The organism is Blastocatellia bacterium (assembly GCA_016713405.1).
GTDB lineage: Bacteria > Acidobacteriota > Blastocatellia > Chloracidobacteriales > JADJPF01 > JADJPF01.
This window is the reverse complement of record JADJPF010000020.1, coordinates 37,755-53,242: the sequence shown is the minus strand read 5'-3', so window position 1 is coordinate 53,242 and position 15,488 is coordinate 37,755. Positions and strand designations below refer to the sequence as shown.

At 35.2% G+C, this 15,488-nt stretch carries 10 protein-coding genes and 1 riboswitch; of the genes, 3 read left to right on the top strand and 7 right to left on the bottom strand.

All coding sequences use genetic code 11. The annotated features are described in order from the left end of the window. Nucleotides 1-32 precede the first annotated feature (32 nt). From IPK14_18495 to IPK14_18465, 7 genes are all read right to left on the bottom strand, one after another. Nucleotides 33-2,471, bottom strand: a complete 2,439-nt coding sequence (locus IPK14_18495; protein ID MBK7995289.1) for a TonB-dependent receptor — start codon at nucleotides 2,469-2,471, stop codon at nucleotides 33-35. A 32-nt stretch (nucleotides 2,472-2,503) separates the two neighbouring features. Further along, nucleotides 2,504-2,727: riboswitch (cobalamin riboswitch) on the bottom strand. Next, on the bottom strand, nucleotides 2,709-3,743 hold the full coding sequence (lpxD, locus tag IPK14_18490) for a UDP-3-O-(3-hydroxymyristoyl)glucosamine N-acyltransferase (protein ID MBK7995288.1): 1,035 nt from the start codon (nucleotides 3,741-3,743) through the stop codon (nucleotides 2,709-2,711). (Overlaps the previous riboswitch by 19 nt.) A 195-nt stretch (nucleotides 3,744-3,938) precedes the next feature. Beyond that, nucleotides 3,939-4,616, bottom strand: coding sequence for a Uma2 family endonuclease (locus tag IPK14_18485; GenBank protein ID MBK7995287.1), 678 nt, complete (start codon nucleotides 4,614-4,616; stop codon nucleotides 3,939-3,941). A gap of 200 nt (nucleotides 4,617-4,816) precedes the next feature. After that, complete coding sequence (locus IPK14_18480; protein ID MBK7995286.1) at nucleotides 4,817-6,181, bottom strand: NAD(P)/FAD-dependent oxidoreductase; 1,365 nt, start codon at nucleotides 6,179-6,181, stop codon at nucleotides 4,817-4,819. A 97-nt stretch (nucleotides 6,182-6,278) separates the two neighbouring features. Then, a complete protein-coding gene (locus IPK14_18475; protein ID MBK7995285.1) occupies nucleotides 6,279-6,821 on the bottom strand; it encodes a DoxX family protein in 543 nt (180 codons plus the stop codon). A gap of 203 nt (nucleotides 6,822-7,024) precedes the next feature. Beyond that, the gene (locus tag IPK14_18470) at nucleotides 7,025-8,941 is read right to left on the bottom strand and encodes a sigma 54-interacting transcriptional regulator (protein ID MBK7995284.1); all 1,917 of its coding nucleotides are present in this window, start codon (nucleotides 8,939-8,941) and stop codon (nucleotides 7,025-7,027) included. Between the two features lie 309 nt (nucleotides 8,942-9,250). Then, nucleotides 9,251-10,804 carry a response regulator gene (locus IPK14_18465; protein MBK7995283.1) on the bottom strand — a complete coding sequence of 518 codons (1,554 nt, stop codon included), beginning with the start codon at nucleotides 10,802-10,804 and terminating at the stop codon, nucleotides 9,251-9,253. 182 nt (nucleotides 10,805-10,986) lie between these two features. On the opposite strand from IPK14_18465, the gene IPK14_18460 reads away from it, so the two are divergent. From IPK14_18460 to IPK14_18450, 3 genes are all read left to right on the top strand, one after another. Further along, a complete protein-coding gene (locus IPK14_18460) occupies nucleotides 10,987-12,450 on the top strand; it encodes a catalase (GenBank protein ID MBK7995282.1) in 1,464 nt (487 codons plus the stop codon). 102 nt (nucleotides 12,451-12,552) lie between these two features. Continuing rightward, entirely contained in the window at nucleotides 12,553-14,073 is a 1,521-nt protein-coding gene (locus tag IPK14_18455) for a glycosyltransferase family 2 protein (protein MBK7995281.1), read from the top strand. A gap of 196 nt (nucleotides 14,074-14,269) precedes the next feature. Further along, the gene (locus IPK14_18450) at nucleotides 14,270-15,481 is read left to right on the top strand and encodes a hypothetical protein (protein ID MBK7995280.1); all 1,212 of its coding nucleotides are present in this window, start codon (nucleotides 14,270-14,272) and stop codon (nucleotides 15,479-15,481) included. Nucleotides 15,482-15,488 lie beyond the last annotated feature (7 nt).

Sequence of the window (15,488 nt, the reverse complement as noted above, 5' to 3'; positions counted from 1 at the left end):
ATTTCAAGTTGCTGAACCTAGAATTATATTTATTAAAACCGGAATTTTATCCCACCTGTGCTAATCGCGCCAAGAGTCTTAAATCCATCTTCAAAATAGGTTTGATCAAACAAATTACTTACTTTAGTAAATAACTCTATGCTAGTTTTTTCTTTTAATGGGATGGTGTAGGACACAGCTAAATCAGCTTTGACATAACCATCTAGGCGAACAATTCGAGATGCAAATCCATTAAAAAATTCTGCTGGAGAGAAAAATAAGCTGTCAAACTCGCTAATTGCAGTTAAATCAAAGTTAACATTTAATCGCTTGTAATTTTGATTTACCACAACGCTAAAAGTATTTCTTTGAATACCAAAAGCGCGAGTGCTGCCGGAAACCCTTTGGCTAGTAGGGCTAATGTTTGTGTCATCAGCGTTTAACAAGATATTTTGAAAATCAAGCTCAGAATTAACATAAGTGTAGGCTAAATTAATATCTAGCCCTCGTGCTGGATTAGCTAAAACAGAAGCCTCAAAGCCTCGTGACAAACCGCCTCGGCTGTTGGATTGAAAGAATGCTGCACCGCTACCAGCATTTGAAAAAGGCACAAATCCGCTAGTAATAATTTCTTGGCGTTTAGTGTAAAAATAAGTAAGAGATACTTTTAAGCGATTATTAAAAGCAGATTGGTCAATTCCTCCATCAACAGAAACGGCTCTTTCAGGTCTTAAAAATGGGTTGCCAATTCTTACAGGTGAAAATGAGCCGTCAAACGCGCTAAAACGTTCAGCTAGAGCCGGAGCGCGGAAGCTATTACCAACATGAGCGCGAAGTTTTGTCCCTGTTTTGAAAAACGAATAAGCAATTGAGCCATCGCCAGTATAAGCCCTAGGTATATCAATATTGCGTAATTTGTCGATGTCTGCGGCAGGAATGCTAGCAATTGTTGTAGGAAAATCTAAGGTAAAAAATTGTATTCGGCTAGCTAGAGAAAGCTGCAAGCGGTTTTCAAAGTAATTAATTTGGTCTTGAAAATAAACTCCATAAGTTTTTTGAGAAAAGCTTTCTTTACCAGCAAAATCAGTAGTTTGACGTAAGCGTTCTTTTTCTGCTTCAAAACCAATGCTAGCAAGATTATGTTTTCCAAGTCTTAAACTAACTCCACTGTTAAAAGTGTAAGTTCGTCCTTTGAAAAGAGAATCGCTAGTAAAACTAGGGAAAAAGCCTTGTGCTTTGGTAATTAGCGAAACTAAAAAAGGTGATGCGGCAGGGCCATCAAAGAAACGACGGTCAGATTTTACAAAATTAAAACTAGCGTTATAGCTAACAATATCATTTAAGCGATGACGAACGGAAAAACCACTTTGGAAAAATCTAGTAGTACGAAATGAATCTGGGTCGTTAAGGTCTGTTACAAAGCTAGTAACAGGGCCTGAACCGCTAGCGTAGCCAAGTTCATTCCCTACTGGGCCAATTGGGAAAGGGCTGTCATTAAGTTGGAAAAATGAACGTCCATAAGAAATAACACCTGACATAGAAAAATTATTAGTTGGGTTATAGCGCAAATTAGTTCTTAAAGATGTGCTTCGGAAAACGTCTTGACCATCGATTCCATCGTTTGTATCAATTCGAGATGCTCCAAAACCATAGCTAAAAACGTTCTTAAAGCTTCCACCAATGCGGGCCGCTTCTCGAAATTGCCCTAAACCGCTACCTTGAAAAGATACTTCTCCACTTGGCGCACCTACGCCAGCATAAGGGACAATATTAATTACTCCACCAACCGCATTAGTACCATAAAGAGAACTTCCGCTACCTCTAAGTAACTCAATACGTTGGACATTATCATTAAATAGAGAATCACTTAATGCTTGAACTGTACCGCGAACATCTGTGGCATCACGAAAGCGCAGGCCATCGATTAATAGAGATGTGTTTTCATTAGCAAGACCACGTAAGCGAATAGAAGTAAGCGAACCTGGGCCGCCAAAGCTTCTTTGTCTAACACCTGGCAAAGTGCTAAGTGTTTCTGCAACAGTAAATTCTTGACGTGTGCTGATTTCTTGATCGCTAACGGTAGAAAGAGATTTAGACGCTTGATCAACAGGTTGAGAGCTATTTTCAGCAGTGATTATTATTTCTTCATTAATTCCATCAACTTTTAAGATTAACTCTAAGTCTTTGTTGTCGCTGCTAGTTAAGCTAATTTCATTGCTGATTGTGTTACGAAAGCCATTTGCATTAACACGTAGAAAATAGCTATCTGCTTTTAAGTTAGAAAAGCTAAAACGTCCATCATCTCCAGTCATTACAGAGATTTGACGACCATCACGGCTAAATAAAACAACTGTTGCGCGTTGGACTAATTGACCAGACTCATCTTTGACGGTTCCAGAAAGTTCACTACTAGCAGCTAAAACGGAAATAAAACTAAAAAGAATAATTAGGGTAGAAATAAGTAAAAATTTATGTAGACGAAAATATTTCATAGGATCCTTTCTCTTGCCCTTCGCAAGAATAGGACGCAGAAGGGAAAACAAATCGGTCTCCTGGCTATCTAGCATTAAACCTACTTTTTCTATGCCTTCCCATCTATTTGATAGTTAATATTAACTAAGACAGTGGCTTTAATATGAATTTCGTAGCTAGTTACAGTTGCGAGGGCAGCGGCGGCTTTTCACCACACTTCCCGGACATTTGTTTCCATTTCTGAGTTGTAAAAGAACTTAAGGTTTATTATTTTGCTTCTCTATTTCTGCAACGCGGCGTTGCAGATGTTGAAATGCTTTTTGCAATTCAGGTAGTTTAGTAAAAATTACTGAAGATTTTAGCCAAGCGCGGTTTTCTATTGCGGGATAGCCAGAAATTACTTGATTAGCTTCTACAGAATTAGGGATACCTGTTTGTGCCGTAGCGATGACATTATCCCCAATAGTTAGATGTCCAGCAACCCCAACTTGCCCAGCTAGCGTAACATTACGACCTATTTTGCTACTTCCAGCTAGTCCAACTTGTCCACAAAGTAAAGTGTTTTCACCTACTGACGAAGCATGACCAACCATTACTAAATTATCTAGTTTTGCACCTTTTTTAATTCGGGTTTCGCCAATGGTTGCTCGGTCAATTGTAGAATTTGCGCCTATTTCTACATCATCTTCTAAAACAACAATGCCAGATTGGACGATTTTATACCAGCTACCATCATCTTTTTTAGCATAGCCAAAGCCGTCAGCCCCAACAACCACGCCATTTTGCAAAGTGCAACGTTCACCAATTTGCACATATTCACGGACTACACAATTGGAATGAATAACACAGTCAGCCCCAATTTTTGCACCAGCATAAATTGTGCAATTAGGATAAATTACTACATTATCTCCTAGCTCAACATCATCGCTTATTACAGTATTTGCACCAATACGAATATTTGCACCAAGTTTTGCTGTTTGGGAGACTACCGCGCTAGGGTGGATTTCATTAGCTAGACTTGGTGGAGTGTAAAAAAGCTCTATTGCACGAGCAAAGGTTAAATAAGGGTTAGAATGATGAAGCAAGCTTAAATTAGTTGGGCTAGAAAAATCTTTTCCTACAATTACCGCAGATGCTTTTGTAGTGGCTAGTTTAGGCGTATATTTTGGATTTGAAAGAAAGGCTAGTTGACCCGCTTCCGCTTCATCAAGTCCTGCTACTCCAGTAATTTCTAAATCTTTATCACCTACTAAAACACAATCTAGTTTTGATGCTATGTCTGATAACTTCATTATTTTTAAGGATACCTCAAAGATATTTTTTTAATTATTTTGGTTAGTTAGCAAGATTTAACACCATAAGAAAGGAAAAGCTCAAGTCGAGTTAATTGATTTTTGGTTGTTTTGACTAGAATCTAAAGCTAGCGAACTAACCAACTAGCCTTAGATTGATTTAGAAGCAAATATATGAATTTGGAAATAAAGCGATTAAATAGAATCAGGATCAACGCCAAGTTCTTTTAATCTTGCGGCTAAACGGTCTGCCCGTTGTTTTTCCTGTTCAGCTTTTTCAATGCCAGAAGGAATAACTTGACCTTGTTCATCAGTCCAACGAAGCCAAGATTTAGAAAATGTATTCTCAAATTCGCCTTCCCAAAGAGTTAGACCTAAGCCAATGTCAGAAAAAAAGTTTTGGTTTAAGGCAACAGGGCGGCCAAATGGGAGAGTGTAAACAGTTAATAAATTGTCACTTAGCTTCTTAAATGGGTCAAAAATAACATAATAGGTGACACCCATTTGGCTATAACGAGTAATTTTCCTAGTGTCTTCTTCGCCAATCTTGTTGGAAACAATCTCAATAACAACATTAGGAGGTTTGCCAAATTCCCAAGTAAAATAAGAACGATGTTCTTTTTCCCACCAATCAGCAGGAATTTCAACATCCATACTTAAAAATACATCAGGAACTATTGCTGGTAAATGAATGCTGTTGAACACTCCAACGTTGGCTGCTACTAGGAATGGACGGTTATTATGAGGTTTCCAGCAGCTATAAAGTGGCTCTGTAAGTAATCTTTCTTGTTTTTCAGTTAAAAAACTGTCCACAGGCTCATCATCCTCTGTTATAAGATGGCTAACATCAATATTCAAAAGTGCTTCTGACATAATTTCTCCTCAAACTAGTAGTTAGCTAATAGCTGAAGTCCTCAAAATAAAATTAATCTTTTTGTTATTTCTCTAGTATTTTACCTTTTTATTTTTCTTGGACAAGTCTTTTGAGCTATAGAGCAGAAAAAAATAAAAAAAGAAATCACTCTGAAAGAGCAATTTCTTTTGCAATTGGTTGATTTTTAAGGGAAATAGAACTATTTGCTGGCTAAGGCTCGCATAGAATGGATGTTTGATTTTTTGGGTTGTGTAAAAATAGACTTTTGTTTTGGCTGTTCTTCGGAAATAGATTTGGCCCGCTCGGTCATAAATTGAACAGTATCTTTGGAAAAGAAAAGATCTAATGTCCAATCAATCATTACCCGAACTTTCTTTTCAAAGCCTGGTAATTTGCTTAAATAAATTCCTCTCCATAAAAACCATGCAATAAATCCAGAAAAATTTATTCCTAAAATTTGGGCAACACCGCTACGTTTTCCAAGTGCTGAAAGTAGCCCAATAGTCTTAAATGAAAAGGGTTTCTTTTTAGTTCCTCGGATATCGGCTAAGATGTTTTTAGCTAAAACTATGCCTTGTCTCATTGCGTGTTGGGCGGTTGGAGGATGGCATTTTCCTGGGTTATTTATATCTGGGATTACTGCACAATCACCTAATGCAAAAACACCAGGAAAATCAGGTACTTCCATAAATTCATTGACTAAAATACGACCACGATCTTTTTTACAAGCTAATGATTCAAGTAATGGATTTGGAGATGTTCCAGCCGTCCAAAGCACTGTGTTTGTAACGATTTTTGTTCCATCACTTAAATAAACTTCGCGTTCTGTTACTTCACTAACCCTAGTATTTAGACGGATTTCCACTTTTTTTTCAGCTAATTTTTTCTGTGCATAATTGCCAAGTGTGTCTCCTAGTTCTGGTAAAATTGTTGATCCAGAATGAACTAGCACAACTCGAATCATTTCTTCTTTAAGGTGAGGATAAAATTTTACTGCATCCCGCAGAAAATCATTAATTGCGGCTATTGTTTCAACTCCAGCAAAACCACCTCCAGCAACTACAATATTTAAGAGAGGTTCGCGTACAAATGGGCAACATTCAAAATCAGCTTCTTCTAAATTTTTAATTAAATGATTACGTAAATGTATTGCATCGCCTAGGGTTTTCATTGTTAAACCATGTTTTTCAAGCCCAGGTAGATTATAAAAATTAGTGATAGAACCTAAAGCTACTACTAGATAATCATAATTTAAGATATGTGGATGGGGTTCACTGCCATGTGAAACTGTAACTCGTTTTGCTGCTAAATTTATATAGTCTACTTCACCATTAAAAAAGTTAACTTGCTTAAGTAGTTTTCTGATAGGTGTTACTGCATGAGTTATATCTAATTCGCTAGCAGCTACTTCGTGCAGCATTGGAGTAAAGACAATAAAATTTTCTCGGTTGACTAAAGTTACTTCAATATCTGAACGGCTAGCAAGAGCTTTTTCAAACTCTAAAGCGGCGTATAAACCTCCAAAACCGCTGCCTAAAATTACAATTTGCTTTTTATTGCTCATAAAGAAATAGTTCTCCTTAATTTTTATAATGTGGGATTCAAAGTGGGTTGTTAGGTTGGATTTTATAAGTGGTTAACTTTTGTGTAGCAGAGTTAAACTAAATAGATACAGGAGTTATGTTTTTGACAGGTAGTTTTTGTTGTTTTTGGCAAGCATCTTCTGTTTGTTTATAAGCAAAATGTCCAATGATTTTATCTAAGGAAAAAAAGCCTGGGCCAAAAGCCAAAATAATTATTGATGTTAATAAAAATAAAAATGGTTCAGCCGTTATTACGTCTTCAGGTTTTTCAAAAATATTTATCAATACATCTCTATGAGCCGTAAGATAGGCAACTACCATTGTTGATGCTAGCGGAATGCTGACAAAACGCGATCCAAAACCTAAGAGTAAAAGTAATCCTCCAAAACATTCTACAGACCCAGCCATAACAGCGTTAAAATATGGCATTGGAATGCCTAAATCAGTAAAAAAGCTTGTAACTTGCTCTAAATTCATTAGCTTACCTTGTCCAGTTAAAAAGAATTGCCATCCCCAATAAAGCCTTAATCCTAGTAAAATAGGGCTTTGTAATAAGTTTTCTGTGTTAACAAAACTTTCATAAGCCCATTTAATTTTCTCTAATAAACTATTTTGTGACATTTATATTTTCCTTTTCCCTTTTGTTTTTAATTTTTCTCTAATTAATAACTTAAACAAACTTTGTGCCAAAATAAACAAATTTTAGTAAAAGCTTTATAACCTGTATAATCAATAATTTATATTTGAGGATTATTAATATGAGGCAATGAAATAAGATTTCATGGCTATGATATTTCGTGGCTACGATATTTCGTAGGAGTAGTCTAAGAAGGTCTAACAATACCAAGCTTTTTCATTCTGCTTCGTAAAGTGTTTGGATTAATTTTTAGGATTTTAGCAGCACCTTGTGAGCCTTCAATTACCCAGTTTACTTGCTCTAAAACTTTAAGAATATGCTCTTTTTCTATATTTTCTAAACTTTTGTCTATTTTGCTATTAGATTTTACGGATGATAACTTAGGTAAAAGTAGAAATTCTTCCTCAATCTCTAAAATATTTCCTTCACTTAAAATTAAGGCTCGTTCAACAATATTTTCTAGCTCTCGAATATTTCCTGGCCAAGTGTAATCTACTAGTTTTTGCATAGTTTTTTGGCTAATGGAAGTAATTTTTTTTCCTACTGATGACATATGCTTATTAACAAAATAGCTAACTAGTAAGGGAATGTCGGCAGATCTTTCCCTTAGCGAAGGTAAATTAATAGGAAAAACATTAAGTCGATAATAAAGGTCAGCGCGAAAACTATTTTCTAACACCATTTGTTTTAGATTGCGGTTTGTTGCTGCAATTACTCGGACATCAACTTTTAATGTCTTAACACCTCCAACGCGCTCAAACTCTTGTTCTTGTAGAACTCTTAAAAGTTTAGCTTGTATTTCTAAAGAAATTTCACCAATTTCATCTAAAAAAATAGTTCCACCATTAGCAAGCTCAAAACGTACTATTTTTTGAGAAATAGCACCAGTAAAAGCACCTTTTTCATGTCCAAAAAATTCACTTTCTATAAGGCTAGCCGATAGTGCCGCACAATTTACTTTAATTAATGGGCGGTTTTTACGCTTGCTATGATTGTGGATTGCGTGTGCGATTAGCTCTTTTCCTGTTCCTGTTTCACCAATAATTAGCACGGTTGAATCTGTGCTAGCTACTTGTTTTACTTTTTGAAAAACAGCTTTCATTAGAGGAGATGAGCCAATAATTTCTTCAAAATTATAGCTATTTTTGATTTCTTCTTTCATATAGAAATTATCTAATTCAAGTGCTTGTAGCCTATCTTCCACTAACTTACGCTCGTTAATATCACGTAAGATTATCGTATATAAAATTTTACCTAATACAGTAGCTTGAGATATAGTTGCTTCAATTGGAAATTCTTCACCACTTTCACGGCGAGCTAGCAAATTTTCTGGCAACCATAAACTTAAAGTTTTATTATGGTTAGCCGAAATATTGCTAATATATTCATTAAGTACAGTTGTTAGTTTAGGAGTAAGAAATTGTTGAAAAGATTGGCCTATAATATCTTTTGCTGATACACAAAAAGTTTTTTCTGCTGCTTTATTAAATAAAGTAATAGAGAAGTTATCATCTAGCGCAATGATTGCGTCCATTGCTGAGGCTAAAATGTTTGTTAAGCGTTGCTCACTTTCCTGCAAGGCTTGTTCAATGCGTTTGCGCTCAAGTTCTGCTGCTGCACGAGACGCAAAAATATGGAAAATAGAAAGAAATTTTGGCTCTTCTGGCATTGGTTTAGTGTCAAAAACCACTAAATGCCCTAAAATCTGATTATTAGCATTAACTAAAGGGACTCCTAAATAACCTTCTGCCTCTAGTTTTACTAGTCCAACATCTTGAGGAAATAAATCTTTTACATGTGCAGGATAATGACAAAGTTTGCCTTGCAATACATCTTTACAAGGTGTTCCATCTAAGGAAAATTCCACATTATTGCGAAAATCTGATGGCCCCCAATAAGCAATAGTTTTAACTCTAGTATTAACTTCAGCAAATTCAGCAACAAACGCAAAATTTACACCCAAAGCTAAAGCCAAATATTTAACTAAAGCTCGAAAAAATTCTGTTCCAATAGCTGTTGCTGTACCTTCAAGAATTGCACGTAAGACTTTTTCTTCAGATTGATTAGCTAAAATATTATTTGAATCTAAAAGATTTGTTTTCATAGAGTTAGAAAGTTAAATTTTATTACTATTTACTTTTTTTAATGTTGATAGTAGTTCAAAAACGCTATGTGATTTAGCTAGGTATTGATCCGCTCCTACAAGATTTTCATTTCCAACAGAAATTATTTTAACTTCTCTATCTATATTTTTTATTTCGTCCAGGATTTCTTGAGCATTACTAGCACTATTGGTAATGTCTAGTAAAACTGTGCTTATGTTTATTTGTTGTTCTTTAGCTTTATTATAGGAAATTATTATGTCTATTAAATTATTAGCTAGAAAGACATTGTAGCCATGACTTTCTAAAGACTATCCAATTATTTTTCCCAAAGATACTTCATTATTAACTACTAAAATATGTTCCCCTTGTCCAAAAGGTAGCTCTAGTGTTTCTTCTTCAACAACCTTAAGTGCTGGAATATAAATAGTAAAAGTTGTTCCCCTGTTAAGCTCACTATGTACTTCAATAAAGCCACTATGATTTCTTATAATTGTTTGTACAGTAAACAGACCTAAGCCGGTTCCTTTTTCTTCGCCTTTTGTTGTAAAGAATGGCTCAAAAATTTGGGCTAAAGTTTCTTTTGACATGCCCATACCAGTATCAGAAATATGGATAGCAACATAATAACCTGACGTTGGATGATTTTTATTACCTGTCCAAAAAATATTTTCGGCTCTTAAAGATAACTCTCCGCCATCAGGCATAGCATCACGAGCGTTTACACATAGATTTAGTATTACTTGATGAAGTTGTGTTGCATCGCCAATAGCTAGCCAAAGATCTTCTGGAACTTTAGTAGTAACTTTTACTACTTTAGACATAGTTAAACTAATCATTTCATGAATTTCTGAAATTAGATTAGTAATTTCAATGGTGTTTGTTTGGGCTTTGCCACCTTTGCTAAACTTAAGAATTTGCTGGATTAATGACACCCCATGATTACATCCACGCTTGATCATATTAATAAAGCGTTGCCCGCGTTCATCTACGTGGTTTTCTAGCATTTCTGTAGCAATCATTATTGGAGTAAGAACATTTTTTAAGTCATGAGCAATGCTACCAGAAATTGTTCCTAGTATTTCTTGTCTTTGATTACGTAGAAGCATTGCTTGTAATTTTTTCTTTTCTGTTAAATCACGAACAATTACTTGTAACATTCCTTTGTCTTCAAGCAAGAATCCACCAATATCTACTTCTGCTGGAAAAGTCGTATTATTGCTAGCTAAAAACTCTATTTCTTGGTTAAGTACAGCTTGTTGTTGACCTTGTTCTAAGAGTTTAGAAAAATTTTCTTGAAAGCTTTTTGATACAAATTGAAAAATAGATTGACCTACCACAGGAGTAGTACTTTCTAATATCAACATTCGTAACATTGCAGGATTAATTAAGCTAATAGTCCCTGCTAAATCAATTATGATAATACCATTAGGTGAAAACTCTACAGTTTGTTCAAATTTAGCTCGTTCTAGTAGCACACGTCTATAACGATTTAATCTAGCAATTGTACGTATTCTAGCACGTAACTCTATAGCATTAAACGGCTTAGTAATAAAATCATCTGCACCTGCTTCTAGTCCTTGAAGTCGTGACTGAGGGTCATCAAGACCTGTTATCATTAAAATAGGTATATCTGCTAGCAAATTATCAGAGCGCAATCGTTGACAAACTTCAAAGCCATCTATATCAGGCATCATCACATCTAGCAAAATTAGGTCGGGAATGGTTTGCTTTGCTGTTTCTAAGGCTTCTAAACCACTAGTTGCATAGATTATTTGATAATCCTGCCCAGCTAGCAATCCTCCTAAGGCTTTTCTACCGAAAAGCTCATCATCAACTATTAAAATAGTAGTAGAATGCTTCATTTTTTAACCCTGTAATTTTGCTTAATTTAGGCAAATATAAGCTTGGCTATCTTGACTAGTTTAACAATTGATAACTATAACTCTTAGTTAAGATTTATTAAAATGCAAGTTCACCAAAAAGTTTTATTTAGTAAGAGAAAGTTTCCTAAAAACATAGTACGATCCCAAAAGGAGTAAAATTAATGGAAGATAAAAAGAAAAATTTGACTACTGCTACTGGAACACCTGTTGCCGATAACCAAAATGTATTAACTGCTGGCCCACGTGGGCCGATGCTACTACAAGATGTATGGTTTTTGGAAAAATTAGCTCATTTTGATAGAGAAGTAATTCCAGAACGTCGGATGCACGCTAAAGGATCGGCTGCTTATGGTACATTTACGGTGACACACGATATTACAAAATATACTAGGGCAAAACTTTTTTCTGAAGTTGGCAAGAAAACAGAAGTTTTTGCCCGCTTTTCAACCGTAGCTGGCGAACGTGGCGCGGCTGATGCTGAACGGGATATTCGAGGCTTTGCAGTCAAATTTTATACTGAAGAGGGAAATTGGGACTTAGTTGGCAATAATACACCTGTTTTTTTCCTTAAAGATCCTCTTAAATTCCCTGATCTTAACCATGCTGTAAAACGTGACCCTAAAACTAATATGAGAAGTGCTAAAAATAACTGGGATTTTTGGACATTGCTGCCAGAAGCACTTCACCAAATCACTATTACAATGAGTGATAGAGGTATTCCAGCTTCTTACCGTCATATGAATGGTTATGGTAGTCATACGTTTAGTTTAATAAATTCTGAAGGTGAAAAATTTTGGGTTAAATTTCACTTAAAAACCCAACAAGGAATTAAAAATTTAACTGATCAAGAGGCGGAAACCCTGATTGGTAAAGACCGAGAAAGCCATCAAAAAGATTTGTTTGAGAGTATAGAACAAGGAAGCTTTCCAAAATGGAATATGAAAATCCAAGTTGTATCAGAAAAAGACACAGCAAAGTTTCCTTTTAATCCTTTTGATTTAACAAAAGTATGGTCGCATAAAGACTACCCGCTTATTGATGTAGGGGTACTTGAGCTAAATAGAAATCCTGAAAATTATTTTGCTGAAGTTGAACAAGCAGCGTTTAATCCAGCTAATATTGTTCCTGGCATTGGGTTTTCTCCTGACAAGATGCTACAAGGCAGACTTTTTTCTTATGGTGACGCGCAACGTTATCGTTTAGGTGTTAATCATAATTCAATTCCTGTAAATAGTCCGCGTTGCCCTGTTCATAGCTATCATCGTGATGGCGCAATGCGTGTAGATGGTAATCATGGCGGGACACTAGGTTATGAACCTAATAGCTATGGTCAATGGCAAGAACAATCGGCTTTTCGTGAGCCAGCACTTAGCCTTGAGGGAGCCGCCGACCATTGGAATCATCGAGATGATGACAGTGACTATTATTCTCAAGCTGGAGATTTATTTAGAATGATGAGTTCTGAGCAAAAACAAGTGCTTTTTGAAAATACAGCTAGAGCAATGGGAGACGCACCCAAAGAAATAAAGATCCGCCATATAAAAAATTGTAGTAAAGCAGACCCAGCTTATGGAGAAGGTCTTGCTAAATCACTTGGTATTGAAATGAGTGAAGTTTCAGAATAGAAAACTTTTATTTAACATTTTGGTTAGCAGATACGTTTGCTTATTGCTGCTTAACCAAAATGTTAAAATTGATTTTCTAGCCAAAATATAAAAGGGTTTTTCATGAAAAAACAAATTTCTCGGCCTGTTGCTTGGCTGATGTTAGCTATATTTTTAGGTGGTGCTGCTCTTTTAACTGGACTTAGCCTTTATTTTTATCATAGCTCTATTGTTATTTTTCTCTCTCTTTTTTTAGGTTATCTTTTTCATGGACTAACATTTTCTATATTAATGTTAATCCTTTCATACTTAGGACTTAAACAAAGAAGTAAAAAAACACCTATTAATAAAAAGAAAAATACTGTAAGCGTAGCAATTCCAGTATTTAATGAGGCAGAAGTTATAATTGCTAGCGTTGATTCAATCCTTAAACAGTCTTTAAAACCTTTTGAAATAATTATTATTAATGATGGTTCTACAGATGACACGCTACAAAAATTAATAAATGTTTATCAATTAAAAGCAATTACCTTAGATTCTATCAGTAATATAAAAACTACTTCTATTTTTAACATTTACCAAAGCAATAAAATTAAAAATTTATTTGTTATTGATAAACAGCATCAAGGCAAAGCTGACGCGCTTAATGCAGCATTAAACATTAGCCGAGGAGAAATATTTTTAACCATAGACGCAGATTCAGTTTTACATCACAAAGCTATAGAAAAGCTGGTTCAAGCAATTGTTAATGACAAGCTTGTTATTGCTGCTGGTGGAATAGTAAAAGCTGCTAATGGAATACCCGCAAAAATCTTAGCTACTGAAGAAGGTCATTTACCTTCTAAACTTTTACCTAAAATCCAATGGATAGAATATTCTGCTGGGTTTGTTTGGCGGTTTGGTTGGAGTTTTATCAACACTTTACTTTTAATTTCGGGTAGCTTTGGGGCTTTTCGTACAGAAGTTTTAAGAAAGTGCCAAGGATTTGATACTAAATCCATTACAGAAGATTATGAAATGGTTTATCGTCTGCACGCCTACCATTTAGCAAATAAAATTCCTTATAAAATGGTTACGGTTCCTGATGCTTTATCTTATACATTGGTTCCAGAAACTTTATTTGGGTTAATTAAACAAAGAATCCGCTGGTTCCAAGGCTTTTTACAAACTTTATTAAATTATCGTCAACTAGTTTTAAGACAAAGCTACGGGGTGTTAGGCATTTTTATGTTGCCTATTAAATGTATTGATGCCATTAGCCCGCTTTGGTCAATTTCTGTTTATTTATTTTTAGCCTATCAATTAACTTATCAAACCTTCCCTATTTCAACTACCCTATTAATAGAGCTAGTAGCCATTAGATGGTCAATTGATATTGTAATGTTATGGGTACTGCTTGCCCTACATTATAGATTTGTGATTGCGCCTCTAACAAAAAAAGAACGGCTATATATTTGGCTACTGTCACCTATTTATTTATTAACTAATCAATTTCTTTGGTATGTCTATAGCATAGGTGCTTATTACCGCTTAATTAGAGGCATAAAACGCTGGGACAAACTAGAGCGACGAGGCTTTGAGCAACTTCAAACAAGTGAAAATTTTATTGTAAGTAAAATTGCTGAAAAAGAGAGTGTTTTATAATTGTAAATGCGGGGATCTTACCCGCATTTTTACTACCTGCAAATTTTGGGGAACCAGTTAGCATTTAACCCGTCACTAGAGCAAAAGCTAAATCTACAGCAAAGCCGAACGTAGAAAAATTGTTGTTTAATAGAGTAACTACTTCCAAAAGGAGGCTAGCATTGCATATTTTTCTTTGTAATGCTTTCAGAAAGAAATGAAACTAAAAAATAAATTTGCCCAAGTTATGTCATTCGCCATTCTATTAACTGTAATCTTATCATCTATTTACTATCTTTCTTTTCCTAAAAATACCGTTGATGCAGCTATTTTTAATGAGTTAGCAGCAATCAAAGTAGGAAATCAACTTGAATTAACCATTCCTGCCAGCGAAATTTCTTCACCTCAAGCAAGCACGTTGCTTGTAGAAATACTTGACCCAGATAATAAAGTAGTTGCTCGTCAATTGACTGATACAAAAGTAGAAAATACTAAAAAAGTAAAACTTTCCTTACCTGCTAACCTAAAACAAGAAGATCTGTTTTGGTATCGCTTAAAATTTGGCTTTATTGAACATGGAAAAACCACGTCGGATAATGCCAAGATTTATCCAATCAGCAAAATTTTTCATTATCCAACAGTTAGATTATTAGGACAAAAAGAGCTTATTGCAGGTGCTAATAACTCTTTGCGCCTGGTGGTTGTTGATGGGCAAAGCGGCCAACCATTAAAAGGCTCAATGGAACTTGAGCTTAATAAATCAGAGGCTCAATCTTTAGAAGTAGAAACTAGTGCTAATTTAGATACTCATGGCACAGCCTCACCAACAATAAATGCTCCTATGGAATTAGTTGGAGAAGCAAACTTAAAAATCACAGTAAAAACCTCTTTAGGCACACAAGAATTAGTTGAAAAAGTTCAAGTTGTACAAAAGGAAAATATTTTAGTTACAACAGATAAACCAATTTATCAGCCAGGTCATTTAATCCATATCCGTACTTTAGCTTTAGACCGTTTTTCTCGTAATGCTGTTAGTAGCACTCCAATAATTTTTGAAATTGAAGATGCTAAAGGAAATAAAGTTTTCAAAAAACGCTCAATGACTGATGAATTTGGCGTTGCATCCAGCGAGTTTCAACTGGCTGAAGAAGTTAATATGGGGACGTTTAAGCTACGTGCAATTTTAGGTGATTCTGAAAAACGACCAACTACCATACAGGAAAAATCTTTTGTTGTAGATCGTTATGTGTTACCTAAATTTAAGATTGAAATTAAAATGCAGGGCAATGCAAACGAACGTGAGCAAAAGAAATATTATGCACCTGGCGAAGTTGTAACAGGAAAAATTATTGCTAAATATATTTTTGGTAAGCCAATTTCACGCGGACAAGTAAAAATTAATATGTCTACTTTGATGTTGAGACGGTAGAAATTGG

Excerpts from the sequence above, each read along its gene's own strand:
- IPK14_18470 (MBK7995284.1), bottom strand. The coding sequence starts at position 8,941 with ATGAAAACAAATCTTTTAGATTCAAATAATATTTTAGCTAATCAATCT.
- IPK14_18475 (MBK7995285.1), bottom strand. The coding sequence starts at position 6,821 with ATGTCACAAAATAGTTTATTAGAGAAAATTAAATGGGCTTATGAAAGT.
- IPK14_18495 (MBK7995289.1), bottom strand. The coding sequence starts at position 2,471 with ATGAAATATTTTCGTCTACATAAATTTTTACTTATTTCTACCCTAATT.
- IPK14_18485 (MBK7995287.1), bottom strand. The coding sequence starts at position 4,616 with ATGTCAGAAGCACTTTTGAATATTGATGTTAGCCATCTTATAACAGAG.
- lpxD (MBK7995288.1), bottom strand. The coding sequence starts at position 3,743 with ATGAAGTTATCAGACATAGCATCAAAACTAGATTGTGTTTTAGTAGGT.
- IPK14_18455 (MBK7995281.1), top strand. The coding sequence starts at position 12,553 with ATGAAAAAACAAATTTCTCGGCCTGTTGCTTGGCTGATGTTAGCTATA.
- IPK14_18460 (MBK7995282.1), top strand. The coding sequence starts at position 10,987 with ATGGAAGATAAAAAGAAAAATTTGACTACTGCTACTGGAACACCTGTT.
- IPK14_18480 (MBK7995286.1), bottom strand. The coding sequence starts at position 6,181 with ATGAGCAATAAAAAGCAAATTGTAATTTTAGGCAGCGGTTTTGGAGGT.
- IPK14_18465 (MBK7995283.1), bottom strand. The coding sequence starts at position 10,804 with ATGAAGCATTCTACTACTATTTTAATAGTTGATGATGAGCTTTTCGGT.
- IPK14_18450 (MBK7995280.1), top strand. The coding sequence starts at position 14,270 with ATGAAACTAAAAAATAAATTTGCCCAAGTTATGTCATTCGCCATTCTA.